This window comes from Couchioplanes caeruleus, from assembly GCF_003751945.1.
Lineage (GTDB): Bacteria > Actinomycetota > Actinomycetes > Mycobacteriales > Micromonosporaceae > Actinoplanes > Actinoplanes caeruleus.
In genome coordinates, this window is sequence record NZ_RJKL01000001.1 from 6,683,823 (window position 1) to 6,708,647 (window position 24,825).

Sequence of the window (24,825 nt, forward strand, 5' to 3'; positions counted from 1 at the left end):
CCCGGCCAGGTACAGGAGGAGACCCCCCCATGAGCGGTGCTGTTGAGGTCGACCGCCGTCGCGAGGACACCGTACGGGCGCACATGCCGCTCGTCGGGCATCTCGTCCGCGAGATGCTGGCCCGGGTGCCTTCCCACGTGAACCGGGACGACCTGCTTTCGGCCGGGTACGCGGCACTCGTCGCCGCGGCCCGCGGATTCGACGACTCCCGCGGCGTGCCGTTCGCGCGGTTCGCGGCGGCCCGGGTCCGCGGCGCCCTGCTCGACGAGCTGCGCGGGCTGGACTGGGCGAGCCGTTCGGTGCGGCAGCGGGCCCGGCGTACCGACTCGGCCCGTCAGGAGCTGACCGCGGAGCTGGGCCGTACGCCGACCGTCGCCGAGGTCGCCGAGCGGCTGGGCTGTTCCGTGGAGGACATCGAGTCGGCGGACGACGACGTCCAGCGCGCGGTGGTGTTCAGCCTCCAGGGCTTCGCCACGGCGGGCGCGGACGACATGGTGACCGAGCCGAGCGCCGGCCCGGAGGAGATGCTGCTCCGCCGGGAGCGGATGGGCTATCTGCGGCACGCGGTCGAGGTGCTGCCCGACCGGCTGAAAGCGGTGATCACCGGCTACTTCTTCGACGAGCGCCCGATGGCGCAGATCGCCGCGGATCTCGGCGTCACCGAGTCGCGGGTGTCACAGTTGCGGGCCGAGGCGCTGTCGCTGCTCAAGGACGGCCTGAACACCCACCTGGAGCCGGGCCTGGCGACGTCGGCCAAGGACAAGGACGGCTGCGTGGCGCGCCGGCGCGCGGCGTACTACGACCAGATCGCGACCCGTGGCACGCTGCGGGACCGGCTGGCGATCACCGGGCCGGACGGCCTGCCGGTCGCCGCCTGACGAAAGATGCTCACCGGGCTCGGTCATCGCGCGATGACCGAGCCCGGTGGCGTTTGCTGGACTGATCAGGCGTTGGCGCAGGTGCCGGCCTTCTTCTGGGCGGCGATGGCCTTGTCGGCGCCTTTGGCGTAGAGCGCCAGGCCCTCCTTGGCGGGCTCGAGCTTCCAGGCGTTCTGCTCGTAGACCATCGTGTAGGACTGCGCCGCGACGAGCTGCTTGGCGATGACCACGGCCTTGTCCTCGCCCTCCATGCGGGCGCTGGTCAACTGGATCGCCAGGCCCTTGCGGGAGCAGGCCTCGTTGAGCTTGACGTAGTCGGCCTTGCTGATGGCGGCCTTGCCGGCGGCGGTGTACATCTCCCAGGCGCCGCCGAAGTCGCCGCCGCTGAAGCGGTCGAACACGGTCTGCGCGGCGGCCCTGGCGCCTTCGATGGACTTCGGCTCGGGACCGCCGGCCGCGGCCGCGGCGGCATTGCCGGCGGGGGCGTTCTCGGCGTCGTCGGAGCAGGCGGAGGTGAAGGCGAGGGCGGCGACGGCGGCGAGCACCAGAGCGCCGGCACGCCGGAACGGGTGGTTGTGGTTCATGACCCGGTTCAACCCGGGACAGGCCGACACGTAACGGCGAGCGTCGCTGTTGACTGATTCCTGACACTCTCGGCGCAGGCCGTAACCTCGCCCGCGCGGTCGGCGCCGGAAACGCCCATCGGCTATTCTGAGCGTTTCCACGGGAAACAAAAAGGGCGACCACAAATGGTCGCTGACCTGCGGAATGCTACCACAACAGGGAGTGGTTTTGTCAAGCTCCGCCGACGGTACGGACACCTTGCGGAACGACGACATCGAGTCCGAACAGGCGTATCTGACCGCCCTCTACAGCCGCCTCGACGAGCTTCGTGAGCAGGCCGCCGAGCGCTTGCGTGCCATCCTTCTCGAGGCCGGCGGCACCCCACAGGGCCGTTCCCAGCGGGAGGCCACCCGCAGCCACTGGGCCGAGCAGGTCGCGCAGATGAATGCGGTCGAGAACGGATTGTGTTTCGGCCGGCTCGACTTCTCGGCGGGCAATCCGCGCTACATCGGCCGGCTCGGAATGTTCGCCGAGGACCGCGAGCGCGATCCGCTGCTGATCGACTGGCGGGCACCGGCCGCCCGGCCGTTCTACCTCGCCACGGCGGTGTCCCCCGAGGGGGTGACCCGGCGGCGGCACCTGCGGACCCGCGGGCGCGAGCTCACCGGCATCGACGACGAGGTGCTCGACCTCGACGCCGGCGCGGGCGGGCGCGAGGACGTGACCGGCGAGGCGGCGCTGCTCTCCGCGCTCACCGCCGGGCGCACCGGCCGGATGCGCGACATCGTCGAGACGATCCAGGCCGAGCAGGACGAGGTGATCCGCTCCGGCCTGCCCGGCGTCCTGGTCGTGCAGGGTGGGCCGGGCACCGGGAAGACCGCCGTCGCCCTGCACCGGGCCGCGTATCTGCTCTACACGTACCGCGCTCAGCTCACCAAGCAGGGCGTGCTCATCCTCGGTCCCAACGCGACGTTCCTGCGCTACATCTCCCAGGTGCTCCCGTCGTTGGCGGAGACCGGTGTGTTCCTGGCCACCCTCGGCGACATGTTCCCGGGCGTGACGGCCCGCGCGAGCGAGTCGCCGGAGACGGCCGCGCTCAAGGGGCGGCTCGACATGCTCGGCGTGCTCGAGCGCGCGGTGGCCGACCGGCAGACCGTGCCGGACGACTTCGTCGAGGTCGACCACGACGGCTATCCGCTGCGCATCGAGCGGGCCGTCTGCGAGGACGCCCGGGCCGCCGCCCGGCGCTCGGGGCGGCCGCACAACGTGGCCCGGCAGATGTTCGTGACCGAGGCCGTGCACGCGCTGTCGCTGCAGATCGCCGAGCGCATCGGCGCCGACCCGCTGGGCGGCGACAATCTGCTGGAGGAAGCGGACCTGGCGGAGACCCGCCGGGAACTGCGCGAGGACGAGGACGTGCAGCGGGCGCTCTTCGAGCTGTGGCCGGTGCTGACCCCGCGGCAGGTCCTGCGGGACCTGCTGAGCGACCCCGACCGGCTGGAGTCCGCGGCACCGGAGCTGAGCGCCGACGAGCGGGCCCTGCTGCTGCGCGACCGCGCATCCCGCTGGACTCCGGCCGACGTGCCCCTGCTGGACGAGCTCGCCGAGCTGCTCGGCGTGGACGACACCCTGAAGGCCCGGGCGGCGGCGCGCGAGCGGCGCCAGGCGGTCGAGTACGCCGAGGGCGTGCTCGAGATCGTCGAGGGCTCCCGCTCGCTCGACTTCGAGGACGAGTCCGAGGAGAAGGACGAGATCCTCTCCGCGCTCGACGTGGTGAGCGCGAGCGCCTTCGTCGAGCGGCATGAGGTGATCGACACGCGGACCGCCGCCGAACGCGCCGCCGTGGACCGTACGTGGGTCTTCGGTCACGTGATCGTCGACGAGGCGCAGGAGCTGTCTCCGATGGCCTGGCGGTTGCTGATGCGCCGCTGCCCGAGCCGGTCGATGACGGTGGTCGGCGACGTCGCGCAGACTAGTGAGCTGTCCGGGACGACGACATGGGACCACGTTTTCGAGCCGTACGTGGAACAGCGCTGGCGCCTCACCGAGCTGACCGTGAACTACCGTACGCCCGCCGAGGTCATGGCCGTCGCGGCGGACGTGCTGGCCGCCGTCGACCCGTCGGCGCCGCCGCCCCGCTCGGTCCGCGAGTCCGGGTACCTGCCGTGGGCGAGCCGGGTGTCCCGCGATCGGCTCGCCGCCGAGCTGATCGACGCGGTGCGCCGGGAGGCGGCGGCGGTGCCCGACGGACGGGTCGGTGTGCTCGTCCCGGCCGCCCTCGAGGAGTCGCTGGGCGACGCGCTCACCGCGGCGATCCCCGGTGCGGCGGTGGGGGAGCAGCCCGACCTGCGCGACCCCGTCGTGCTGATGACCGTGCGGCAGGCGAAGGGCCTGGAGTTCGACAGCGTGCTGGTGGTGCAGCCCGGCGAGATCGTCGCGGAGAGCCCCCGCGGTCTCAGCGACCTGTACGTCGCGGTGACCCGGGCGACGCGGCGGCTCGGCGTCCTGCACACGGCGGACCTGCCGAAGGTGCTCGCCGCGCTGGCGTGAAACAGCGGAAGGGCCGGCGAAGCTGCGCCGGCCCTTCCGCTCGAGGACGATCCGTCAGGCGGCGCCCACGGCGAACGGCGTGTGGCCGTGCGCGTTGGTCATCGCCAGTCGCGACTGCATGGAGGTGTTGCCGGCGATCGCGGCGTAGTAGCCGGCCCGGCGGCGGGCGGTGATGCCCTCCGGGTTCTCCGGCACCGGGGCGAGGTGCGGGTCGAGGTGGGTGTTGAGGCCGTCCTTGAGCAGCGACAGCGCCTCGGCGCGGAGCTGCGAGATGCGGCTCTCGGTGACGCCCAGGTCGGCGGCGATCTCCGCCATCGGGCGCTCCTTGAGGAAGTACTCGGAGATGACGTACTGCAGCCGCTCCGGCAGCGAGTCGATCGCGTGGTGCAGGTAGCCGATCTGCTCCCGGCGGATGAGCATGTCCTCCGGGCCGGGGGTCGGCTCGGTCACCAGGTCGTCGGCGCTGCTCGTGGTGAAGCCCTGCAGCGACAGCACGGTGGCGCGCTGCACGTCGTTGTCCGTCTGGTGCAGATCGGTCGTGGTGGTGCCGAGCGCCTGGGCCAGCTCCTCGGCCGTGGGGGTGCGGCCCAGAGTCGTGGTCAGGTTCTGGCGGGTCGTGTCGGTGGCCCGGGCCTTGGTCCGCACCGAGCGGGTCGCCCAGTCCAGCGAGCGCAGCTCGTCGAGGATGGCGCCCCGGATGCGGGTGGTGGCGAACCGGTGGAAGGGGATCCCGCGGGTCGGGTCCCAGCCGCGAGCGGCGGTCACGAGCGCGTGCAGTCCGGCGCTCGTGAGGTCGTCGCGGTGGATGTGGTTGGGGATGCGGGTGAGCATGTCGCGCACCAGGTGGCCGACCAGCGGCATGTGCGTACGGATCAGCTCTTCCTGCTCCGCGGCGGACAGGGCCGGCACGGCGGTCGCGGTGTCGGCGGTGAAGTCGGCAGCGGTCGTCATGGTGCTGGTCATGTCGTTTCCCCCGGTTCTCGTCGGTGGCCCGTGGCTGGTGGGCGGCACCGGCTGACAGAGGGAAACTTTGGGTGACCAGGGGTATAGGTAACGGTCGCGGACAGTTGCCGCCTGGTTGCTTCGTCTCTTTTCCTCAAGTGGCCTGGGAGAGGTCCCAGACGAAGCGCTCCGGCGCGAACGCCTCGGCGTAGCGCACCCGCGCCTGGGCGCCGTAGTGCCGGGCGGTGGCGGTGGGCAGCTCGGGGTCGGTGACCACGGCGAGCTTGTGCTCGAGGTGCGCGGTGATGTCGACGTACACGGTGGGTGCGAAGGCCAGGGTCGTCTCGCCGGGGTAGTGCAGAATCCGGCCGCTGTGCCGGGCCGCACACCCGGTCGCCGCGGCGGCCGCCCGCCGCTCGGCGGCGGAGTCGTCCGGTGCGGGCACGTAGATCACGTCCGCGTCGACCCCGGTGAGCACGTTCTCGATGGCGGCGACGGCGGCCCCGTCCCAGGTCGCGCCGGACAGGTTCCGCGTGCGGCGGTCGTTGCCGCGCAGCCGGCCCCGCCGGTCGGCCGTACGGCGGCGCTCGGCGGCCTCGGGGCCCCAGACCAGCAGGCAGTCGAGGGCACGGGCGGACGCCTCGCTGCCCAGGGTCAGGGGATGATCAGGGCCGTCGCAGGAGAGCACCAGCATGGTCACGGAGTCCCCGGCGGCCCGATGCGCGGCGAGCGTGCCGGCGCAGCCGAGCTCGAGGTCGCCGGGGCGGGCGCCGACGGCGAGGACGCTGCGTGCCACGGAACCTCCTCGCCTCCTCGGCGCCGGACCGGGGTCGGCGGCGCTGAGTGTCCATCGGCGGGCGGACCCCGCGGTTGAGGGTTGTGGCGCGGTTGCGGCACGCTGGTCCCATGGATCTCAGCGACACCGGCACCATCGTCACCGTGATCGCCGGCCTCGCCATGCTGGTGGGCGTCCTGGGCGTGGTGATCCCGGTGCTGCCCGGGCTGCTGCTGTGCTGGGCCGCGGTGCTGCTGTGGGCGCTGCTGGGCGATGCTTCCGGCGGCCGGTGGGTGGTGCTGGCGCTGGCCACGCTGGTGGCGCTCGGCGGCACGGTCGCTAAGTACCTCTGGCCCGGCCGGCGCCTGAAGAGCACCGGCGTGCCGACGTCGTCGCTGGCCGCCGGGGGCGTGCTCGGCCTGGTCGGCTTCTTCGTCGTGCCGGTGGTGGGCCTGGTGCTCGGCTTCGTGCTCGGCCTCTTCCTCGCCGAGCGGGCGCGCCTCGGGCCGGGACAGGCGGGGCCGTCGACGCGCGGGGCCCTGAAGGCGGTGGGCCTGTCGATGCTGGTCGAGTTCGCCGCCGCCCTCGGCGTCGCGGTGGTGTGGATGTTCGGCCTGCTGGCGACGTGACGTCAGGAAACGATCCGCGAGCGCCGCACCCGGTGCCGGAGGCGGCGGCGCCGGCGGCCGAGCGCCAGTAGCAGCGGCGCGGCCAGTGTGACCGCGATCGCCGCGGCCATCCCGGGCGAGAGTCCCGGCCCGTCCGTGGCGCGGGCGGCGGCCGGAGCGGGTGCCGGGCCGGTCGGCGTCGAGGAAGGCGATGGAGCGGCGGACGCGGCCGTGGCTGTGCCCTCGACCCCGTGCGGATCCACGAGCTTGCCCACCGAGGCGTCCCGGGGCAGGGAGAAGCCCCAGTCGAGCAGGGCGGCGCCCTGCTGCCAGCCGCGCAACGGCCGGGCCTCCGCGCCCAGGAGCGTGGCGACCAGCCGCCGCCCGCCGCGCTCCGCCGCGCCCACGTAGCTGTGCCGGGCGAGCTGGGTGAAGCCGGTCTTGCCGCCGAGCGCGCCACGATAGTCGAAGATCAGCGGGTTCTCGTTCTGGATCTCGAAGCCGCGGGTCTTCAGCCGCTTCTGCCCGGGGACCCGGGCCTTCCTCGTGAGCGCATAGCGTCGGAAAGCGGGATCCGCGAAGCACTCCCGTGCGATGAGTGCGAGGTCGTACGCGCTGGTGAACTGCCCGGGACCGTCCAGGCCCGAGGGCGTCACCGCGTGGGTCTGGAACGCGCCCAGCCGCTGCGCCTCGGCGTTCATCGCCGCGATCGTCGCCTCCACGCCGCCGGTGCCTCCGCCCAGCCGGGCCAGCGCGTTCGCCGCCTCGTTGCCCGAGTTCAGCAGCAGGCCGAGCCACAGCGTGGCGATCGGATACCGGCCGCCCTCGAGGAGTCCGACCGCGGAGCTGCCCGGCTCGATGTCGAGGTCGCCCTCGATGATGGTGATCGTCCGGCGCGGGTCGAGCCTGTCCATGACCGTGGCGGCGAGCAGCAGCTTCTGCACACTGGCCGGGGTGCCGTACACGTGTGGCCCGCAGCCTCCGAGCACCTCGCCGGTGCCGAGGTCGGCGACCAGCCAGCTCGTGGCGGTCAGCGCGGGCGGTCGCCTCGCGCCGGCCGGGATCACGAGCCCGTCCGTCGCCAGGGCGTCTCCGCCCACCGCCCGCAGGACGGGGTCGTCCTTCGGCGGCGCGGGACGAGGCGGCCGGCCGGCGGGCGGTTTCACGTCGGGCCGGGGGCAGGCGACGGCCGCCGGTGCCGCCCGCGCGATGCCGGGTGCCGCCCGCGCGATGCCGGGTGCGGCCGGCGCGCCCGCCGGGATTGCCGCCGCGGGGGCCGGGGGCCCGAGAGCGCCCGCGCAGAGGGCGGTGGCCGCGGCCGCCGCCGCGGCACGGCGGCGGAGCCGGGATGCGCCGCCGGCGGTCACGGCCGGATCGCCGCGGCGGCGGAGTCGGCGGCGGCGTCCATGACGACGACCCTAACGGCCGCGGCGCCTCGCGGCCCGGCCGGTGATTGCGCGCAAATTGCGCCTCCGCATTTCGTGAAGGCCATGGCTCGATAATTGCCCGCCGTCGGCGATATTCTGTGAACTACGGCAGAACTGTTGCGCGCGGAGTCCATCCCGCGCCACACTGAGCCCGGTTCTTAGGATTCTCTTCAGGAGTCGCTATGGCGCGGCAGGTAATCACCACCCTCATCGACGACATCGACGGAAAGCCGGCCGACCGCACGGTGGAGTTCAGTCTCGATGGCACGGCCTACACCATCGATCTGTCCGAGGCCAATGCCGGCAAGCTTCGCAAGGCACTGGACCCGTTCATCAACGCGGGCACGCGAATCGGCCGTTCCGGGTCGGGGCGCTCGGCCGCACGCACGACACCGGTGCGCACGGCCGGCAGCCGCGACGAGAACAGGCTCATTCGCGAGTGGGCTGCCCAGCACGGTCACCAGATCTCGGAGCGCGGCCGCATCCCGCAGAGCGTCAGCAGCGCCTATCGGGCGGCGCACGGCCGCTGACTGTCGCCGGCGGTGCCGGGCAATAGCGGTACGCAGTCAAGGCATCGCAGATGGTGAATGCTGGGGTCTCGCGCCCCGGCTTCGTGTTATGGCGTGCCGTCCTTTATGCCGTGCGGCGGTGCCGGACGCGTGCGCGAGGAGCAAAGTCCTCCCGCGGCGATAGGCCGGATCGGCCGGGTCCTACACAGAAAGTCCTGCACTCCGCTCGGGATTCGGCCACCCGTGGGGATTCGGCCGACTTTGCCGCGCCGGCGCTCAGCAATCCCGCAGGCGCGGCAGCATCTCCGCGACCGTTTCCAGCACCTTCTCGTCGCCGGCGTACCAGCTCGACGAGCGGGGCCAGTGCGCCATCACGTCGGTGAATCCCAGTTCCGCCGCGCGGCCCACCGCGTCCTCGAAGGCCTCGGCGCTGCTCAGGGAGTAGACCGGCGACGAGTCCAGATTGAGATAGCGGGCGACGGCCGGCCGGCCCGAGCGCGCCTGCGCGGCGCCGAAGCGGTCGGCCGTCTCGCGCACCGAGCGCCACCAGGCCCGCTCGTCGTCCATGGCCTGGACCGCTCCCGTGGTCACCCAGCCGTCGCCGTGCTCGGCCGCCACGCGCAGCGCGCGCGGGCCGTTCGCCGCGACGATCAGCGGTGGCCGGGGCTGCTGGACCGGTCCCGGCAGCGTGCGGGCGTCCACCGCCCGGTAGTGGCGGCCCGTGTAGGACACGTGGTCCTCGCGGGTCAGGCGGCCGAGCAGCTCCACGAACTCGGTGAAGCGGTCGACCCGCTCGCGCGGCGTCAGCGGCTCCTGGCCGAGCACCTCGGCGTCGAAGCCGGTGCCGCCGGCGCCCACGCCCAGCAGCAGCCGGCCCTGCGAGACGTCGTCGACGGCCAGGGCCTCGCGGGCGAGGTGCACCGGGTGCCGGAAGTTCGGGGACGCGACGAAGGTGCCGAGACCGATCCGCTCGGTGACGGTCGCCGCGGCCGTCAGGGTCGCGATCGCGTCGAACCACGGGCCGTCCACGAGGTCCCGCCAGCCGAGGTGGTCGTAGGTCCAGGCGTGGTCGAAGCCGTACTCCTCGGCAAGCCGCCAGCGGTGTCGCGCCGACATCCAGCGCTCTTCAGGGAGGATCACGATGCCGATGCGCATCGGGGGACCGTACCTCAGGGCCTGATCAGGCCAGACGCAGGCCGTCGCTGTCGCCGTTCGCCGCCGTCGTCGTCGCGTCCTCGAAGGCGGCGAGGGCGCGGACGAGCTCGCTGCGCCGCGCCGGGCTCATCCGCTCCAGCACCTCGCCGATCGCCATCCGGCGGCGCTCCCGCAGCTCGTCCAGCAGCCGGTGGGCGGCCGGGGTCGGCACCAGGCGCACCTCGCGGCGGTCCCGCGGATCCGGCACGCGTCGCAGCAGTCCGGTGGCCTCGAGCCGGTCGCACAGGCGGCTCGCCGACGAGGGCACCACGTCGAGGGCCTCCGCCAGGCGGTTCATGTTCGTGCGCTCGTTGCGCGAGATGATCGTCAGAACGCGCAGTTGCGCGGGCGGCACCGCGGGCGACTGCGCCAGCCGCGCGCTCTCGAACACGCCCAGCAACGACTCGACCGTCGACTCCACCGCCGCGGCCACGTCCGTGAGGCGCTCCATGCCGGTCCTCTGTGCGCAGGTGAGTGGTGCGTGCAGCCCGCACCCGTCACCGGATGGGCGACGCGTCATCGTCGCCAGTCGAGGCAGACGGTGACCGCGTCGTCTTCGGGTTCCACACCCCCGTGGTATTCGCGGAGGTTGCGCATCACCGTACCGACTGCCTCGGTCGCCGGCTGCAACCGCGTCCGACGCAACGCGGTCAGCAGGGCGGATTCACCGTACGGGGACCGCCCGCCGGGCGTGGCGGCGTGCACCCCGTCGCTGACCACCAGCAGGCGGTCGGCCGGCTGGAGGGAGAACTTCTGGGTCTCGTACCGGGTCTCGCCGAACATGCCGAGGGGGAGCTGCTGCTCGAGGGTGACCGGCTGGATCTCGCGGTCCCGGGCGATCACCGCGCGGGGTGAGCCGGCGTCGACCGCCTCGACCCGCCCGTCGACGAGGTCGATCTCGAGCAGCAGGGTGGCGGCGTGCCCGGCGCCGCCGAAGCGTGCGTAGACCGCGTCGGAGGCCAGCTCGGCCTGCTCGACGATGTTGGCACCGGAGCGGCGGGCGTTGCGCATCGCGTTGACGGCGACGGTGGTGAGGACCGCCGCTTCCAGGCCGTCGCCGTGCCCGTTGAGCACCGTGACGGTGAGCCGGTCCCCGGCCAGCGACCAGTCGTAGTGGTCGCCGAAGACCGCGTACGCCGGCTCGAGCTGACCCGCCAGCAGGAACCGGTCATCGCCCAGCGAGCGTCCCGGGAGAAGCTCCCACTGCAGTTCGGCGGCCATGGTGAGGCGCTCGTGCCGCTGGGCGCGCCGGTAGCGGTCGGTTGCCACGTCGGCGGCCCGCAGCGCCACCGCGAGCTCGTCGGCGACCGTGCTGAGCTCCTCGATGAGGCCGCTGTCCGCGGGCAACGGGGTCTCCACGACGAGAACGCCGACCCGCTCGCCCCAGGCGCTCAGCGGCAGGTACGCGCGGTGCCTGCCGGACGCGATGTCGGCTACCGGCCGCTGACTGCGGAAACAGCGCTGCGCGAGCGCGTTGCCGTGCGGGCCGTCCGGTTCGATCAGGGGACGGAGGGCGGTGAGGCTGAGGTCGCCGAGCAACACCTCGACCCGGCCGGCGCAGTGGTGCCGGCGCAGGTGCTCAGCCGCCACCTCCGGCAGCCGGTCCGGCGGTGTCACCCGCAACAACGCGCCCACTGGCGTCGGACGCTTTGACAAGGGAGCCCTACTTTCGCGCGTGTACGGCAATATTTGCTGTAGAGCAAGAATGATAGGGAACGCGCGCAGCAGCTCCGCGCGGGGCCGCGCGGCGGGGTGTTCGACTGCGGGAATCGGCGCGTCAGCGCGCCGTGGCGAACGACTTCTCGAAGTGGATGAGGCTCCCGCTGCGCGGTGTGGACTGCATGCGGACGTTCTCGCTCAGTGCCCTGATGAGGAACAGGCCGCGGCCACGGTCGCTGTCCACCTCGGGTCTGTCCACCGTGCCCGTCTCGAAACCGGTGCCGTTGTCGGCGACGTCGATCGCACAGTGGTCCTCGGCGACGTCCAGGCGCACCTCGATGCTGTCCGCCCCGCAGGCGTGGTTGACCACGTTGGCGCAGGCCTCGGTGAGGGCGACCTCCAGGTCCTGACCGGCCTCCCGGTCGACGTGGAAGACCGACAGAGCGCAGCGCAGCAGCCGCCTCACCGCCGGCACGCTGCCGACCTCACGAGGCAGGTTCAGATGAACCGAGATGCGCATGCGATCCCTCCTCCTGCGGCTCGTGGTGGCCGCGCCGATACCGGCACCCTCTGTGTTCCCGCCCGGGTGCAGGCTTAACCACACCCGGTGTGTGACGGCGATAGGGTCGGACCATGATTCGGTTCGGCTACAAGGCATCGGCCGAGCAGTTCGCCCCGCGCGAGCTGCTCCGCTACGGCATCGACGCGGAACAGCGGGGTTTCGACTCCGTGTTCGTCAGCGACCACCTGCAGCCGTGGCGGCACGACGGCGGGCACGCCCCCGCCGCGCTGCCCTGGCTCGGCGCACTGGCCACCAGCACCGAGCGGGTGCTGCTCGGCACCAGCGTGCTGACGCCGACGTTCCGCTACCACCCGGCGGTCATCGCGCAGGCGTTCGCCACGCTGGGCTGCCTCGCCCCGGGCCGCGTCATCCTCGGGGTGGGCTCCGGCGAGTCACTCAACGAGGTGCCGCTCGGCCTGGCCTGGCCGGAGGGCAAGGAGCGGTTCGCGCGGCTCAAGGAGGCGGTGGCGCTCATCCGGCGGCTCTGGACCGAGGACCGGGTGACCTTCGAGGGCACCTACTACCGCACCGAGCTCGCCACCATCTACGACAAGCCCGAGCAGCAGGTCCCGATCTACATCGGCGCCTCCGGACCGGCCGCGACCCGGCTCGCCGGTCGCGTCGCCGACGGCTTCATCACCACCAGCGGCAAGGGCCATGGGCTCTACACCGACACGCTGCTGCCGGCCGTCCGGGAGGGCGCGGAGAAGGCGGGCCGCCCGCTCGACGACCTCGACCTGATGATCGAGGTCAAGGTCTCCTTCGACCCCGACCTCGAGAAGGCGCGCAACGACACCCACTACTGGGGTGCGCTGGCGCTCTCGCCCGAGGAGAAGACCGGCGTCGAGGATCCGATCGAGATGCAGCGCCGTGCCGACGCGCTGCCGATCGGCCGTACGGTGACCCGCTGGATCGTCTCCTCGGACCCCGACGAGCACGCGGCGAAGGTCGCCGAGTACCTGGACATGGGCTTCCGGCACCTCGTGTTCCACGCGCCCGGCCCGGACCAGGACCGGTTCCTGCGGGTCTACGGCGAGCAGGTCCTGCCCCGGTTGCGCGACCGCGTCAAGCAGGGCTAGAGATTGTCGCGCCGCTCGCCCCTCACGATCCGCGGAGCCGAACGGCGCCGGGGACGGGGCGGGACGGGCACCGAGTGCCGGGCGCCGTGACGGCCCGCCTGCTGGTCCGGCGCGACGGCCTCCGGGGCGGGCGTCGCGCCGGCCGTCGCGCCGGGGGACGGGCGGCCCGCCGGGTGGATCCGTACGCGGCGCCGGCGGCGTGCGTACTCGATAGCCACCGTGCGCACCATCCGTACGGCCACCGGCAGCAGGCGCCGCTGCCGGTCGCCGTAGATCCGGGGGTAACCGACCGTGGCCACCTCCACCACCCGCAGCCCACGGGTCGCCATCCGGATCGTGATGAGGGTTTCGATCTCCGGGCCGTCGCCCCAGGCCCGGCGCCCGCGTCTGAGCCCCGGCACGTCCGGTCCGGGCAGGTCGAGCACGGGCAGCAGCTCCCGCCAGTACGCGTTGTAGCCGCAGCTCAGGTCCGTGTACCGCGTCCCGAACAGCAGGTTGACGATGCGGCTCAGCACCGCGTGCCCGAGGCGCTCGACCGGCCGGGCGTCACGGTGCTCGCCGCCGTAACGGAAGCGCGAGCCGTGCGCGGCCTCCGCGCCGGAGAGCAGCGCGTCGACGAAGCGCAGGATCTCGCCCGGGTCCGCCGACCCGTCGGCGTTGACCGTCACCACGATGTCGCCGGTGGCGGCGGCGAACCCGCACGCCAGGGCGTTGCCCTTGCCCGACCGCGTCTGACGGACGACGACCACGTCGGGGCGTACCTCGCGGGCCACCGCGACGGTGTCGTCGTCGGAGCGGCCGTCCACCACGACGACCTGGTCGACGGGGGGCAGGTTCTCCAGGACGAGCGGGAGGTTGTCCTCTTCGTTGAGGGCGGGGATCACGACGGTCACGGTGGGTGACGGTGCGCCGGTGGGCGGCGTAGGGCGTCGCGACGAGGGAGACATGGGGGGCTCCTCGACGGCGGGGGCAGGTCGCAGGGACGGATCTCAACTTACCAATGGACTACGGTGCGTCAACCGCGCCAGTAGGGTGCCAAGGAGTCGCCCATGGGAGGGGAAGGTTCGTGACAACGATCGAGGCGGTGGTCTTCGACCTGGACGGCGTCATCATCGACACCGAGGAGGTCTGGGAGGAGGTGCGCCGCGCCTATGTCGCCGAGCACGGCCGCGAGTTCCTTCCCGACAGCCAGACCCGGATGATGGGCATGAGCACCGGGGAGTGGTCGCGGCACCTGAGCGAGGATGTCGGGGTCCCGCGCCGGCCCGAGGACGTGGCCGCCGACGTGCTCGGCCGGATGGCCGGGCGCTACCGCGAGGCGCTGCCGCTGATCCCCGGCGCGGTGGAAGCCGTCCGGCGGCTCGCCGCCCGCTTCCCGCTTGCGCTGGCCAGCTCGTCGGCGCGGGTCCTCATCGACCAGGTGCTCGAGACGGCGGGGCTGCGGGACGCCTTCCGTGTCACCCTCTCCACCGAGGAGGTCGCCCGCGGCAAGCCGGCGCCGGACGTCTATCTGGCCGCGGTCGACCGCCTCGGCCTCAGCCCGCGGGTCTGCGCCGCGGTCGAGGACTCGAGCAACGGCCTGCGGGCGGCGGGCGCGGCGGGACTGGCGGTCGTCGCCGTCCCGCACGGGGTCTATCCGCCCGCGGAGGACGCCCTGGCGCTGGCGAGCCTGGTCGTCCACGACCTGTCCGAGCTGACGGTCGAGGCCGTCGGAAAGCTGCGCTGAGCCTCAGCCCGCCGGCCGCGCCGGCCGGGTGGGGTAGCCGGGGAGGTCGATCCTCGTGCTCCGGTCCCCGGCGACCCGCATGGTGAGGCGCAGGAACCAGTCGCGGTTGTGCAGCCAGTTGCGCATCCGGATGCCCCGGGCGGTGCGCGGCGCCAGGAAGCGGCCGGTCGTGTCGCCGCCGCGCTGTGCCCGCCGGGCCGAGGCGCCGACCATGGCCTCGTAGCGGGGGAACGCCAGGGTGTGGTCCCCGCCCGCCGTCGCCAGCTCGCCGGCCAGCACGTACGCGGCGACCAGCGCCGTACCGTTGCCCATGCCGCCGAGGGTGGCGCCGCTGGCCGCGTCGCCGGCGAGCGCGATGCGTCCCCGTGACCATGGCCTGATGTCCACCCGGCAGATCTGGTCGAAGTACAGGTCCGCCGCGTCGTCGAGGGCGCCGAGCATGCGCGGCACCTCCCAGCCCAGCCCGGCGAAACGTTCCCGGACGATCCGCTTCTGTGCCTGCAGGTCGTGCCGGTCGTACGGGATCTCCCGCGGCGACGAGAATGCCACGAAGGCGCTCGCGCGCGCCGGGTCCCGGTGATCGCCGCCGATCGCCGCGAGCCGGCCGGGCACGTTGTAGTTCGACGAGTCGCGGCCCAGCCCGAGGTGGTTGGGCATGTCCCAGCCCGCGACGTAGTAGCCGAGGTGGCGCACGTAGTCGCGCTCCGGCCCGAAGGTCAGGCGCCGCACGGTGGAGTGGACGCCGTCGGCCCCCACGACGAGGTCGAAGGTGCGGCGGGTTCCACTGCGGAAGGTGACGTCGACGCCGGTCCGTGTCTGTGCCAGCGCGGTGATCGTGTCCCCGAAGATCCATTCCGTACGGTCGCCGCTCGCCTCGCAGAGGATCCGCGACAGGTCACCTCGCAGCACCTCCAGCTCACCGCCGGCGAAGTCCGCGGGCATCTCCATGAGCCGTCGGCCGTGCTCGTCGACGAAGCGCATCGCGGTGCCACCGGTCTGGAGCTCCCGCAGCCTGCCGAGCACACCCATGCGGTCCAGCAGACCGAGGTGCACGGGACCGCGGTAGTCGACGGCGTTTCCGCCGGTGCGCAGGACGGGTGCGATCTCGACGACGGTCGGCCGGAATCCGTGCTGCGTCAGCCAATAGGCCAAGGCGGGCCCGGCGATGCTCGCGCCCGAGATGAGAACCGTCTGCATGGCAGGTTCCTAACTGTGTCCCTAGGAATCAATTATTTCTGTGTACGATAGAAACAGTTGTCATGAAGTGCAAGGGGAAATGATTGACCGCCGAGTTCCTGTGGGGCGGACGCGCCCGGCCCACCCGCGGGCCGAAACCGGCCCTCACCCTCGACGGCATCGCCGGCGCGGCGATCGCGGTGGCCGATGCGGAAGGGCTCGGCGCCGTTTCCATGCAACGGGTGGCGGCCGAGCTCGGCTTCACGAAGATGTCGCTCTACCGCTATCTGCCGGGCAAGGCGGAACTGATCGCCGTCATGGTCGAGCGGGCGCTCGGGCGGCCGCCGGCGCTCACCTCGCCCGGATGGCGCCCCGGGCTCGAGGAGTGGTCACGGCTGCTGTTCGGCCGCTATCTGGCCCATCCCTGGTCCATCGAGGCGACCGTCGGCCGGCGGCCGCTGGGGCCGCACGAGATCGGCTGGATGGAATGCGCCCTCGCGCGGCTCGAGGGCCTTCCGCTCCGCGGTGCGGAACGTCTCGACACCATCGCGGTGCTGGCCGGGCATGGCCGGACGCTCGCGCAGCAGGCCGCCGCGATGCTCGGCGAGACGGAGATGATCGCGGCGATGGCCGAGATCCTCCGCTTGCACGGCGAGCGGTTCCCTCACCTCACGGCGACGATGGCGGACGCGGCCGGGGAAGAGGGCGCGGGTCAGGCCTTCGAGTACGGCCTGGCCCGCATCCTCGACGGCCTCGAGGTGCTGATCAGCAGCCGTCGCTGAGCCGTGGACCCACTCGGACCGCGGGTGTCAGGGCAGCCGGCGCTGCGGGCGTGCCGGTGCGGTCAGACCGTGGGCGGTGTGCGGCGCCGCAGCCGACGGGGCCAGCGTGACCGCCCCGGCCACCGGCAGAATGAGCGTGCTGCGCGCCAGGTCCACCTCGACCGTCGCGCCGGTGTTCGCGGCCGCCGTGTAGCCCGGATCGCTCTGGGTCAGCACCACTGCGAGCGTGTGCCCGGCCGCCACCGTGGCGTCGTACGCGCCGATCGGCACGGTGATCGTGTACCACCGGTCCGGCCGCAGCGGGGTGGTACGGCGCAGCGTCACGTGGTGGGCGGCGTCCTGCCAGCCGCGGGTCAGCACGGCGTGGTCGGTCGTCGACACCTCCTGCGCGACGTCGAGGTAACAGGCGTCGTCCGCGGCGGTCGACTCCCCCCAGCACGACTCCGTCTCCAGGGTCCGGACGCCCTCGCCCCAGGCGTACTGGATGCGTGGTGCCGTGCCGTAGTCCACGAGCCGGGCGGTGAGCTGGGTCGTGGGCCGGTCCACCCGGACCCGCAGCCGCACCGACGGCGAGCCCGACAGGCGCAGCGGCGCGGTCAACGGCCCGTAGCGGACGGCCACCCGGCCGGGGACCATCGCACCCGGATGGGCCACCGCGAGGTCCTCGGGCAGGGACTCGTCGGTGTACGAGACGACGCCGGCGCCCAGCGGGGCGCTGACCGGCCGGGCGGCCGGCAGCGGCCAGTCGCGGGCGTCGGTGAAGACGCCGGGCGCGGTCTCGACCGTGGCCCGGGGCTCGCGCTCGACGCCGTTCTCCAGGCCCTGGAGCCACCGGTCGAACCACCGGTGCAGGGCGTCGACCCAGGCGCCGCGCCGCAGGTCGAACGGGTCGACGTGGCCGGCCTGGTGCAGCCAGATCTTGCGGGGCACGCCGCGGCGCGCGAGCTCGTCCCACCACCGGGCGAACTGCGGTGTGGTGACGTTCAGGTCGTTGACGCCGTGCACCACGAAGACGCTGGCGCGCACGCGGGACGCGGCCGGGCGGTAGTCGCGGTCGCGCCAGAAGGCGTTGTAGTCGCCGGTCTCCTCCGCGCTGTCCGTGGCCAGCGACCTGGTCACCGCCGTGCAGGATGCGACCCGGCCGCTCACCGCGGACTGCAGGAAGGAGGGGTAGTTCGTGGATCGCAGCGCGCCGTTGGCGCGGGTGTAGTCGTACCAGCTCGAGATCGCCGCGATGGGCACGATCGTCTCGAGCCCCTCGACGCCGGTCGCCGCCACGCCGTTGGCGACCGAGCCGTCCCAGGACTTGCCGATCATGCCGACCCGGCCGGTGGTCCAGGTCGCCACCGCCGGGCTGCCGTCCGCGGTGAAGGCGGGGGCGCGCCCGTTGAGCCAGTCGACCACCGCCCTCGCGCCGGCCACCTCATGCGGCCCGCCGACGTCCTCGCAGCCGGTGGAGCGGTTGGTGCCGCTCAGGTCGACGGCGGCGAACGCGTACCCGCGCGGCACGAAGTAGTTGTCGTAGAAGAGGGGCGCCTTGCTGATCACGCCGTTCGCGTCGTACTCCTTGAGCTCGCTCTCGTTGCCGCGGCCGCAGCAGGCGTAGTAGGGCGAGGCGTCCATGATGACCGGGACCCGGACGCCCGGCTCCGTGCGCGGCCGGACCAGGTCCACGGCGACGCGGTCGGGCTCGCCGTCCTCGTCGGCGTCGCCGGTCGTCTGCACCCAGACGCTTTCCCGGACGGCGTCGGCGTAGTCGTAGACGGGAACTGTCTCACCGCCGCGCATGTACGCAGGCGTGGAAGATGCGCCGGGAGCGGCGTGCGCCGGTGCCGGCGCTGCCGGCACGGCGAGCAGGGCCACGAGGAGGAGGCGGGGCATACGCATAGATGACATTCGATCGCATCGCGGCCCCGGAGTGAAGGCTGGGGCGGGTGTGAAAGACATTCACCTCGGAGCGCCGACGTCGACAAGGCGTCCGGAGCGCGGATCAACCTCCGGATGGGGCTCTCGATGTTGGCACTCGGGGCTCTGTAGGGAAACAGAGGGTAACTGAGCGGCAACTGAGCGGACCTTCTGATGAAGAATCCGGTGCGGTTCGGGTGCAGATGAGTTGCACCCGATTCCAACACTTTGGGTACTGCCACCGTCCTCCGATACTCACGAACATGGAACCCATCACCTCAGTCAGCTTCGCCAGTGGAGCGTCACACCGCGCCACTGGCTGGCAGATGCAGCTCCGTGTTGACTATGTCGTCAACAAGGTCATGCAAACGCATCGCGGCCAGTCCGAGGATGCGGTTGCCCAGGCCATCAACGATCAGCTCCGCAGCTTCGGCGTCTTCCCGAACGAGAAGAAGATCGCACAGTACGCAATGGCGATCAGTCAGTTGCCGTTGCTTCCCCCCAACAACCGCGTCGCCTGACGTTCCCCGCCCGTTGCCCGTCACCGGGCGGGGAACCTCAGGATCCGGTCGTCGCCGTCGCGGACGTCTCCGCGCCCGTCGGTGTTCGACGTGGTGAGCCACAGTGCGCCGTCCGGTGCGACCTCCACGGTGCGCAGCCGCCCGTAGCGCTCCGCCAGCTCCGCCTTCGCCGTGCCCCCGCCGAGCGGTACGGTCCACAGCCGCTCACCGCGCAGACCCGCCACATAGGCGGTGCTTCCGGCGATCGCCACGCCCGACGGTGACGCCTGTTCGGTCGTCCAGGTGACCAGCGGATTGACGAACCTGCGGTCGTCGCCCTTGCCCTCGACCTCCGGCCAGCCGTAGTTGCGCCCGGGTTCGATCTTGTTGAGCTCGTCGAACTGGTTCTGGCCGAACTCGGCGGCGTACATCGTCTTGTCGGCGGTCCAGGCGAGGCCCTGCACGTTGCGGTGCCCCAGGCTCCAGATCGGTGAGCCCGCCCGCGGGTTGCCCGGCGCGGGCGCGCCCTCCGGGGTGAGCCGCAGGATCTTGCCGTTCGGGTCGTCCCGGTTCTGCGACGCCGACGGGTCGCCGGCGTCGCCCGTGCCCGCGTAGAGCATCCCGTCCGGGCCGAAAGCGATCCTGCCGCCGTTGTGGATCCCCGCCTTGTCGATGCCGTCGAAGATCACCTTCGGAGCGGCGGCGCCGCCGAGCGTGAACCGGACGATGCGGTTGTCGTCGGCCGCCGTGAAGTACGCGTACACGTGGCGGGTCTCGGCGTGGTTCTTCGCCACCGCGAGACCGAGCAGGCCGCCCTCGCCGGAGGCGGAGACGCCGGGCACCCGGTAGACCTCGCGGGGTTTGCCGCCGCCTGCCGGGATCTGCAGGATCCGGGCGCTGTCGCGCTCCGCCACCAGCGCACCGCCGTCCGGCAGGAACGCGAGTCCCCAGGGCGTGTCGAGGCCCGTGGCGACCGTTTCCGGCCGGCTCAGGTCGGGTGTGCCGCCGGTCGCGGAGGGTGCCGCGGAGGCCGGCGCCGCCGAGGTGGACGGGGCCGGCACGACCGGCGCGGCGGGTGATTCTCCGTCGCCTCCGGAGCAGGCTGTAAGCAGGACGACACTGGCCGTTGCGACCGCGAATCCCCAGCGTGTGGCGGAAGTCATCCCCATACCGTGCCCGTACCACCTGGGAGAAAACTGAAAATCGACCGGTCCGGATGCTTGACATGCCCCTGGCCTGCGGAGAAGGTCCACTCACGACCTTCCCATCCATGGAGGCCTTGACCATGACACCAGCCCGCTGGGCGACCGCCTGCGCGCTATCCCTCGTGACCGCGGCCGCCGCGGTCCTGCCCGGGATCGCGCCGGCCGCCGCAGCTCCCGCCGACGACCCCTTGCGGGTCTACGTCGGCACCCTCGACGCCGCACAGCTCGAAAAGCTGCGCGCCGTCGGCATAGACCACGACGAGAGCGCGGTGACCGCCGCCGCGAACGGCAAGATCGCCGTCGAGACCATCCTCGGCGAGCGCCAGGCCGAACGGCTCGTCGCCGCCGGCGTGCCGCTGACCGCCAAGCGCACCACGGCCCGGATGCGCGCCGAGGCGAGCGCGGCGCCCACCGTCTTCCGGCCGTACGCCGCGCCGGGCGGCATCCGGGACGAACTGTCCACCACGGCAGCGCGTCACCCGCGACTCGCCAAGCTCGTGACCATCGGCAAGTCGGTCAAGGGCGTACCCATCCAGGCCGTGAAGGTGACCCGCGACGCGCGCGTGGTGCGCGACGGGCGCCGTCCGGCGGTGCTCTACCTGGGCGGCCAGCACGCCCGCGAGTGGATCACCCCGGAGATGAACCGCCGGCTGCTGCACCACGTCCTCGACTCCTACGGCACCGACGCCACCATCACCACGCTGCTGAACACCACCGAGCTGTGGTTCCTGCCGGTCGCCAACCCCGACGGTTACGACTTCACGTTCACCGAGGGCCACCGGCTGTGGCGCAAGAACCTGCGCGACAACAACGGCGACGGCCAGATCACGACCGGCGACGGCGTCGACCTCAACCGCAACTTCGCGGAGAAGTGGGCCTACGACAACGAGGGGTCCTCACCGGACCCGGCCAGCGAGACCTTCCGCGGTCCCGCGCCCGGCTCGGAGCCCGAGACCAAGGCCCTGGACGGGCTCTTCGAGCGGGTCGGCTTCGAGTTCCTGATCAACTACCACTCCGCCGCCGAGCTGCTGCTCTACGGCATCGGGTGGCAGGTCAACACGCCCAGTCCGGACGACACGATCGCGGTGGCGCTGGTCGGCGACGACGCCCACCCGGCGGTGCCCGGCTACGACCCCGACATCTCCGCCGAGCTCTACACCACCAACGGCGACACCGACTACCACGCCCAGGCGCGCACCGGCACGATCGGCTTCACGCCGGAGATGAGCACCTGCCAGACGATCTCCGGGCTGGACCCGGACGACCGGTGGAACCCCGACGACTGCGAGAGCGGCTTCAACTTCCCGGACGACGAGAAGCTGATCCAGGACGAGTTCCTCAAGAACCTGCCGTTCGCGCTCTCCGTCGCCCAGTCCGCCAAGGACCCGGCCAACCCGGTGTCGGTGGTCGGCCGCAGCACGCCCGACCTGGCCGTCGACGCGTTCAGTACCTCGTACGGCTCGGCGCAGGAGGTCGCGGTGACCGCCCGGCGCGGCCTGCGTGCCATCACCCTGCACTACTCGATCAACGGTGCCCGGGCACGGACCGCCCGCACCGCCGAGTTCGAGGGCGGCGAGCGCTACGGCGACGCCCTGGACCGCTACTTCGCCGAGGTCCGCGGCGCCGTGCCGAGCGCCCGTCCCGGCGACAAGGTCAAGGTGTGGTTCACCGCCCGCAAGGGCCGCGCCACGGTCACCTCGGCCGACTTCACGTACACCGTCGCCGACAAGATCGGCGGTGACGTGCTGGTGTTGGCCGCCGAGGACGTCACCGGCATCTCGCCCGCCGCCACCGACGGCGCGACCAGCGCCCGGTACGCCGACGAGCACGTCGCCTCGCTGAAGAAGGCCGGCTACCGCGCCGACGTCTACGACCTCGACACCCAGGGCCGGGCGGCGCCGCACCCGCTGGGCGTGCTGTCGCACTACAAGGCCGTCGTCTGGGAGACCGGCGACGACGTCATCCCGCGGGCTCCCGGCCAGCCGGCCGGCACGGTGGCCCGGTCGGCGCTGGAGACCGAGCTCGCCGTCCGCGACTACCTCAACGAGGGCGGCAAGCTGCTGTTCGGCGGCAAGAACGCGGGCTTCGCCCAGAGCGCCGACGGCTCGTACCGCTACCTGCCCGAGGGGCCGGGGGAATGCACCGACACGCAGAACCCGGCGTGTCTGCAGCTCTTCAACGACTTCCAGCAGTATTGGCTGGGGGCGTACTCATACGTCGACGAGGGCGGCACCGGCGCCGACGGCAACCCGCTCCCGCTGGTCGGCAACGCCGGCGCGTTCGACGGCTTCTCCGCCACGCCGGGCGCCGGGCACACCGCCGCGTTCCTGTCCACGTCCAGCTTCCTGGACCCGAAGAAGTTCCCGCAGTTCGCGTCCTCGGCCGCGCCGCTCGACTGGAAGCTGCCGGGGGCCGCGCCGTACGAGCCGTACGACGGTGACTGGTATCTGTGGAGCGGGCAGTCGGACAGCTCGTACAAGCGGCTCACCAAGACCGTCGACCTCACCGGCGCGCAGGCCGCACGGCTGAAGTTCCGTACGTCGTTCGACGTCGAGACCGACTGGGACTTCATGTTCGTCGAGGCGCACGAGGTCGGCACCGACACGTGGACGACCCTGCCCGACGCGGGCGGTCTCACCACCACCGGCACCGGCGAGAGCTGCAAGTCCGGTGTCGCGGACCTGCACCCGTTCCTCGCCCACTACCAGGGCGCGGAGTGCACGCCGACGGGCACGACCGGCACGTGGAACGCCGCCACCGGCTCCAGCGGCGGGTGGAAGGAGTTCGACGCCGACCTGTCCGCGTACGCGGGCAAGAAGGTGGAGCTCTCGATCAGCTACATGTCCGACTGGGGCACCCAGGGCCTCGGCGTCTTCCTGGACGACGTCCGGGTCGAGACCGGTGGCACGGTGGCCGAGCGGACCTCGTTCGAGGGCGACCTCGGCGGCTGGACGGTGGCCGGACCGCCGCCCGGCTCGGGCACCAACAGCACGGACTGGTCGCGCAGCCGGCTCGCCTTCGACTCCGGGGCGGCGGTGACCACCACCGACAGCGTCTACCTCGGCTTCGGCCTGGAGACACTGGCGCCGGCGGACCGCGACGAGCTGGTCCGGCGGGCGATGAAGCACCTGAAGGTTCCCTCCTTCCGGGGCTAAAGTCCCCAATCGGTAGATCGCGCCGCGCGCTTCGTCTAGACATGAGGCGCGCGGCGCGCTGCCGTGCAGGGCGGAGAGACATCGCGGTGCGATCAACCACCCGGCCGGTCCTGGCCGCGTTCCTGGCTGTCCTCACCGCGGTGGCGAGCGTGGCAGGCCCCGCACAAGCCGCCCGCGACCGCGCGCTGACCTGGAAACCCTGCATTGAGGACAAGACCGCGCAGTGCGCGAGCCTGCGGGTGCCGGTCGACCGCGCGGCACCCTACGGCCCGTCGCTGACCGTCGCCCTCGCCCGCCGCCCGGCCACGGACCCGAAACACCGGATCGGGACGCTGGTGGTCAACCCCGGCGGGCCCGGCGGCTCCGGCGTCGACTTCGCCCTGGACAGCCCCTGGTTCTTCAGCGACCAGATCCGCCGCCGCTTCGACATCGTGGGCTTCGACCCGCGCGGCGTCGCCCGCAGCAATCCGGTCAAGTGCTCGGCGGCGCTGCTGGCCGCCGGACCACCCGTGCATCTGGACAGCGCCCGGCGCTACTCCGAGACAATCGCCTACAACCGCAGGCTCGCCGCCGACTGCGCCCGCCGCACCGGCTCCGTCTTCGGGTACGCCGACACGCTGAGCGTGGTGGACGACATGGACGCCGTCCGGGCCGCCCTGGGCGTGGAGACGATCAGCTACTACGGCGCCTCGTACGGCACCCTGCTCGGCGCGCAGTACGCCGAGCGCTACCCGCGGCGCGTCCGGGCCCTGGTCCTGGACAGCGTCATGGACCACAGCGGCGACACGGGCGCCTTCCTCGACGCCGAGACCCGGGCGGCGCAGGACTCCTTCGACGAGTTCGTCGCCTGGTGCGCGCGCAGCACCGCATGCGCGATGCACGGCCGCGACGTCCGGGCCGCCTGGGCCGCCCTGATGGACCGGGCCCGCCGGGGCGCCCTGCGCGACCCGTTCGACCCGTCGTACCGGATGAGCCTGCACGACCTGCTCGGCGTGGCGTTCGGCTCGTTCTACGACCCGCAGTGGCACTCGCTCGCCCGCTACCTCAAGGAGGCGTCGGGACCGGCGGGGCGCCGCGCCCGCGAACCCTTCACCGATGTGGAGTACAGCTTCCCGGCGGTCTTCTGCGACGACTGGGCGATGCCGGTGCGGGGCTGGGACGACCTGCGCCGGCGGCTCGCCACGCTGGCCCGAGGCAACCCGGAGATGCCGGTGTCACCGCTGGCCATGACCTCGGTGGCGGGCTGCCTGGGCTGGCCGCTGCCCCCGGACAACCCGCAGCGGACGCTGGCGACGGCCCGCACCGGACCGGTCCTGCTGATCAACGCCCGGCACGACCCGGCGACGCCGCACGTCTGGGCCGCCGAGGTGGCGCGCCAGCTCGGCCCGAAGGCTTCGCTGGTCACGTACGAGGGGTGGGGCCACACCGTGTACGGGCGTTCCGGCTGCGTGACGGGCCTGGTCGACCGGTACCTGCTGACGGTACGGCCACCCGCCGCCGGCAGCTCCTGCCCGGGTGTCGAGCCCAAGCCGTCCGGAGTGGGCAAACGCCCGTCGCGCGTGTCCCGGGTTGTGCCGGCCCGCCCCGGCCGGTAGGCAGAGAAGGCTCGTCCACACTCACCTTTTCCGC

Annotated in this window: 22 protein-coding genes; 10 read left to right on the forward strand and 12 right to left on the reverse strand. The window is 72.5% G+C overall.

Annotated elements, in window-relative coordinates; all coding sequences use genetic code 11:
* Positions 1 to 29 precede the first annotated feature (29 nt).
* Complete coding sequence (locus EDD30_RS29975; protein ID WP_071805814.1) at positions 30 to 878, forward strand: sigma-70 family RNA polymerase sigma factor; 849 nt, start codon at positions 30 to 32, stop codon at positions 876 to 878.
* 65 nt (positions 879 to 943) lie between these two features.
* Here the strand turns inward: EDD30_RS29975 and EDD30_RS29980 are convergent, their stop codons facing one another.
* Positions 944 to 1,462 carry a hypothetical protein gene (locus EDD30_RS29980; RefSeq protein WP_071805815.1) on the reverse strand — a complete coding sequence of 173 codons (519 nt, stop codon included), beginning with the start codon at positions 1,460 to 1,462 and terminating at the stop codon, positions 944 to 946.
* 184 nt (positions 1,463 to 1,646) lie between these two features.
* Here EDD30_RS29980 and EDD30_RS29985 point away from each other — a divergent pair, with 184 nt between their 5' ends.
* Positions 1,647 to 3,992, forward strand: a complete 2,346-nt coding sequence (locus EDD30_RS29985; RefSeq protein ID WP_071805816.1) for a HelD family protein — start codon at positions 1,647 to 1,649, stop codon at positions 3,990 to 3,992.
* Between the two features lie 54 nt (positions 3,993 to 4,046).
* Here the strand turns inward: EDD30_RS29985 and EDD30_RS29990 are convergent, their stop codons facing one another.
* Both EDD30_RS29990 and EDD30_RS29995 read right to left on the reverse strand, forming a co-directional pair.
* Positions 4,047 to 4,955, reverse strand: a complete 909-nt coding sequence (locus tag EDD30_RS29990) for a sigma-70 family RNA polymerase sigma factor (protein WP_071805817.1) — start codon at positions 4,953 to 4,955, stop codon at positions 4,047 to 4,049.
* 133 nt (positions 4,956 to 5,088) lie between these two features.
* Positions 5,089 to 5,730, reverse strand: coding sequence for a PIG-L deacetylase family protein (locus EDD30_RS29995; RefSeq protein ID WP_071805818.1), 642 nt, complete (start codon positions 5,728 to 5,730; stop codon positions 5,089 to 5,091).
* 110 nt (positions 5,731 to 5,840) lie between these two features.
* Between EDD30_RS29995 and EDD30_RS30000 the strand changes: the two genes are divergently transcribed.
* Positions 5,841 to 6,338 carry a DUF456 domain-containing protein gene (locus EDD30_RS30000; protein WP_071805819.1) on the forward strand — a complete coding sequence of 166 codons (498 nt, stop codon included), beginning with the start codon at positions 5,841 to 5,843 and terminating at the stop codon, positions 6,336 to 6,338.
* Between the two features lie 2 nt (positions 6,339 to 6,340).
* On the opposite strand, the gene EDD30_RS30005 is transcribed toward EDD30_RS30000, so the two are convergent.
* Positions 6,341 to 7,684 (reverse strand): D-alanyl-D-alanine carboxypeptidase family protein, encoded by a 1,344-nt coding sequence (locus EDD30_RS30005; protein ID WP_425321272.1) that lies wholly within the window; start codon positions 7,682 to 7,684, stop codon positions 6,341 to 6,343.
* Between the two features lie 242 nt (positions 7,685 to 7,926).
* On the opposite strand from EDD30_RS30005, the gene EDD30_RS30010 reads away from it, so the two are divergent.
* Positions 7,927 to 8,274, forward strand: coding sequence for a histone-like nucleoid-structuring protein Lsr2 (locus tag EDD30_RS30010; protein WP_071804460.1), 348 nt, complete (start codon positions 7,927 to 7,929; stop codon positions 8,272 to 8,274).
* Positions 8,275 to 8,529: 255 nt separating this feature from the next.
* On the opposite strand, the gene EDD30_RS30015 is transcribed toward EDD30_RS30010, so the two are convergent.
* The 4 genes from EDD30_RS30015 to EDD30_RS30030 form a co-directional block, all read right to left on the reverse strand.
* Positions 8,530 to 9,408 (reverse strand): LLM class flavin-dependent oxidoreductase, encoded by an 879-nt coding sequence (locus tag EDD30_RS30015; RefSeq protein WP_071804458.1) that lies wholly within the window; start codon positions 9,406 to 9,408, stop codon positions 8,530 to 8,532.
* 25 nt (positions 9,409 to 9,433) lie between these two features.
* Entirely contained in the window at positions 9,434 to 9,898 is a 465-nt protein-coding gene (locus EDD30_RS30020) for a MarR family winged helix-turn-helix transcriptional regulator (RefSeq protein ID WP_071804457.1), read from the reverse strand.
* Between the two features lie 65 nt (positions 9,899 to 9,963).
* The gene (locus EDD30_RS30025; protein WP_071804454.1) at positions 9,964 to 11,103 is read right to left on the reverse strand and encodes a PP2C family protein-serine/threonine phosphatase; all 1,140 of its coding nucleotides are present in this window, start codon (positions 11,101 to 11,103) and stop codon (positions 9,964 to 9,966) included.
* A 121-nt stretch (positions 11,104 to 11,224) separates the two neighbouring features.
* Complete coding sequence (locus tag EDD30_RS30030) at positions 11,225 to 11,626, reverse strand: ATP-binding protein (RefSeq protein WP_071804452.1); 402 nt, start codon at positions 11,624 to 11,626, stop codon at positions 11,225 to 11,227.
* 113 nt (positions 11,627 to 11,739) lie between these two features.
* On the opposite strand from EDD30_RS30030, the gene fgd reads away from it, so the two are divergent.
* Entirely contained in the window at positions 11,740 to 12,747 is a 1,008-nt protein-coding gene (gene fgd, locus EDD30_RS30035) for a glucose-6-phosphate dehydrogenase (coenzyme-F420) (protein WP_071804450.1), read from the forward strand.
* On the opposite strand, the gene EDD30_RS30040 is transcribed toward fgd, so the two are convergent.
* Entirely contained in the window at positions 12,744 to 13,640 is an 897-nt protein-coding gene (locus tag EDD30_RS30040; protein ID WP_244945451.1) for a glycosyltransferase family 2 protein, read from the reverse strand. The genes fgd and EDD30_RS30040 overlap by 4 nt on opposite strands.
* Positions 13,641 to 13,813: 173 nt before the next feature.
* On the opposite strand from EDD30_RS30040, the gene EDD30_RS30045 reads away from it, so the two are divergent.
* A complete protein-coding gene (locus EDD30_RS30045) occupies positions 13,814 to 14,473 on the forward strand; it encodes an HAD family hydrolase (RefSeq protein WP_071804447.1) in 660 nt (219 codons plus the stop codon).
* Positions 14,474 to 14,476: 3 nt separating this feature from the next.
* On the opposite strand, the gene EDD30_RS30050 is transcribed toward EDD30_RS30045, so the two are convergent.
* A complete protein-coding gene (locus tag EDD30_RS30050) occupies positions 14,477 to 15,670 on the reverse strand; it encodes an FAD-dependent monooxygenase (protein ID WP_071804445.1) in 1,194 nt (397 codons plus the stop codon).
* Positions 15,671 to 15,753: 83 nt separating this feature from the next.
* On the opposite strand from EDD30_RS30050, the gene EDD30_RS30055 reads away from it, so the two are divergent.
* Entirely contained in the window at positions 15,754 to 16,431 is a 678-nt protein-coding gene (locus tag EDD30_RS30055; RefSeq protein WP_071804443.1) for a TetR/AcrR family transcriptional regulator C-terminal domain-containing protein, read from the forward strand.
* 27 nt (positions 16,432 to 16,458) lie between these two features.
* Here the strand turns inward: EDD30_RS30055 and EDD30_RS30060 are convergent, their stop codons facing one another.
* Positions 16,459 to 18,318, reverse strand: a complete 1,860-nt coding sequence (locus tag EDD30_RS30060) for a Xaa-Pro dipeptidyl-peptidase (protein ID WP_244945452.1) — start codon at positions 18,316 to 18,318, stop codon at positions 16,459 to 16,461.
* Between the two features lie 281 nt (positions 18,319 to 18,599).
* Between EDD30_RS30060 and EDD30_RS30065 the strand changes: the two genes are divergently transcribed.
* Positions 18,600 to 18,857, forward strand: coding sequence for a hypothetical protein (locus EDD30_RS30065; RefSeq protein ID WP_071804439.1), 258 nt, complete (start codon positions 18,600 to 18,602; stop codon positions 18,855 to 18,857).
* A gap of 20 nt (positions 18,858 to 18,877) precedes the next feature.
* On the opposite strand, the gene EDD30_RS30070 is transcribed toward EDD30_RS30065, so the two are convergent.
* A complete protein-coding gene (locus EDD30_RS30070; RefSeq protein WP_071804437.1) occupies positions 18,878 to 20,005 on the reverse strand; it encodes a PQQ-dependent sugar dehydrogenase in 1,128 nt (375 codons plus the stop codon).
* A 116-nt stretch (positions 20,006 to 20,121) separates the two neighbouring features.
* Between EDD30_RS30070 and EDD30_RS30075 the strand changes: the two genes are divergently transcribed.
* Both EDD30_RS30075 and EDD30_RS30080 read left to right on the forward strand, forming a co-directional pair.
* Positions 20,122 to 23,196: a M14 family metallopeptidase gene (locus EDD30_RS30075; RefSeq protein WP_071804468.1), complete on the forward strand. Its 3,075-nt coding sequence runs from the start codon at positions 20,122 to 20,124 to the stop codon at positions 23,194 to 23,196.
* A gap of 86 nt (positions 23,197 to 23,282) precedes the next feature.
* Positions 23,283 to 24,791 (forward strand): alpha/beta hydrolase, encoded by a 1,509-nt coding sequence (locus tag EDD30_RS30080; RefSeq protein WP_071804435.1) that lies wholly within the window; start codon positions 23,283 to 23,285, stop codon positions 24,789 to 24,791.
* Positions 24,792 to 24,825: the final 34 nt, after the last annotated feature.

Coding starts and splice junctions, on each gene's coding strand:
- fgd (WP_071804450.1), top strand. CDS start 11,740: ATGATTCGGTTCGGCTACAAGGCATCGGCCGAGCAGTTCGCCCCGCGC.
- EDD30_RS29985 (WP_071805816.1), top strand. CDS start 1,647: ATGCTACCACAACAGGGAGTGGTTTTGTCAAGCTCCGCCGACGGTACG.
- EDD30_RS30000 (WP_071805819.1), top strand. CDS start 5,841: ATGGATCTCAGCGACACCGGCACCATCGTCACCGTGATCGCCGGCCTC.
- EDD30_RS30065 (WP_071804439.1), top strand. CDS start 18,600: ATGGAACCCATCACCTCAGTCAGCTTCGCCAGTGGAGCGTCACACCGC.
- EDD30_RS30070 (WP_071804437.1), bottom strand. CDS start 20,005: ATGGGGATGACTTCCGCCACACGCTGGGGATTCGCGGTCGCAACGGCC.
- EDD30_RS30060 (WP_244945452.1), bottom strand. CDS start 18,318: ATGCGTATGCCCCGCCTCCTCCTCGTGGCCCTGCTCGCCGTGCCGGCA.
- EDD30_RS29980 (WP_071805815.1), bottom strand. CDS start 1,462: ATGAACCACAACCACCCGTTCCGGCGTGCCGGCGCTCTGGTGCTCGCC.
- EDD30_RS29990 (WP_071805817.1), bottom strand. CDS start 4,955: ATGACCAGCACCATGACGACCGCTGCCGACTTCACCGCCGACACCGCG.
- EDD30_RS30030 (WP_071804452.1), bottom strand. CDS start 11,626: ATGCGCATCTCGGTTCATCTGAACCTGCCTCGTGAGGTCGGCAGCGTG.
- EDD30_RS29975 (WP_071805814.1), top strand. CDS start 30: ATGAGCGGTGCTGTTGAGGTCGACCGCCGTCGCGAGGACACCGTACGG.
- EDD30_RS30050 (WP_071804445.1), bottom strand. CDS start 15,670: ATGCAGACGGTTCTCATCTCGGGCGCGAGCATCGCCGGGCCCGCCTTG.
- EDD30_RS30075 (WP_071804468.1), top strand. CDS start 20,122: ATGACACCAGCCCGCTGGGCGACCGCCTGCGCGCTATCCCTCGTGACC.
- EDD30_RS30020 (WP_071804457.1), bottom strand. CDS start 9,898: ATGGAGCGCCTCACGGACGTGGCCGCGGCGGTGGAGTCGACGGTCGAG.
- EDD30_RS30010 (WP_071804460.1), top strand. CDS start 7,927: ATGGCGCGGCAGGTAATCACCACCCTCATCGACGACATCGACGGAAAG.
- EDD30_RS30015 (WP_071804458.1), bottom strand. CDS start 9,408: ATGCGCATCGGCATCGTGATCCTCCCTGAAGAGCGCTGGATGTCGGCG.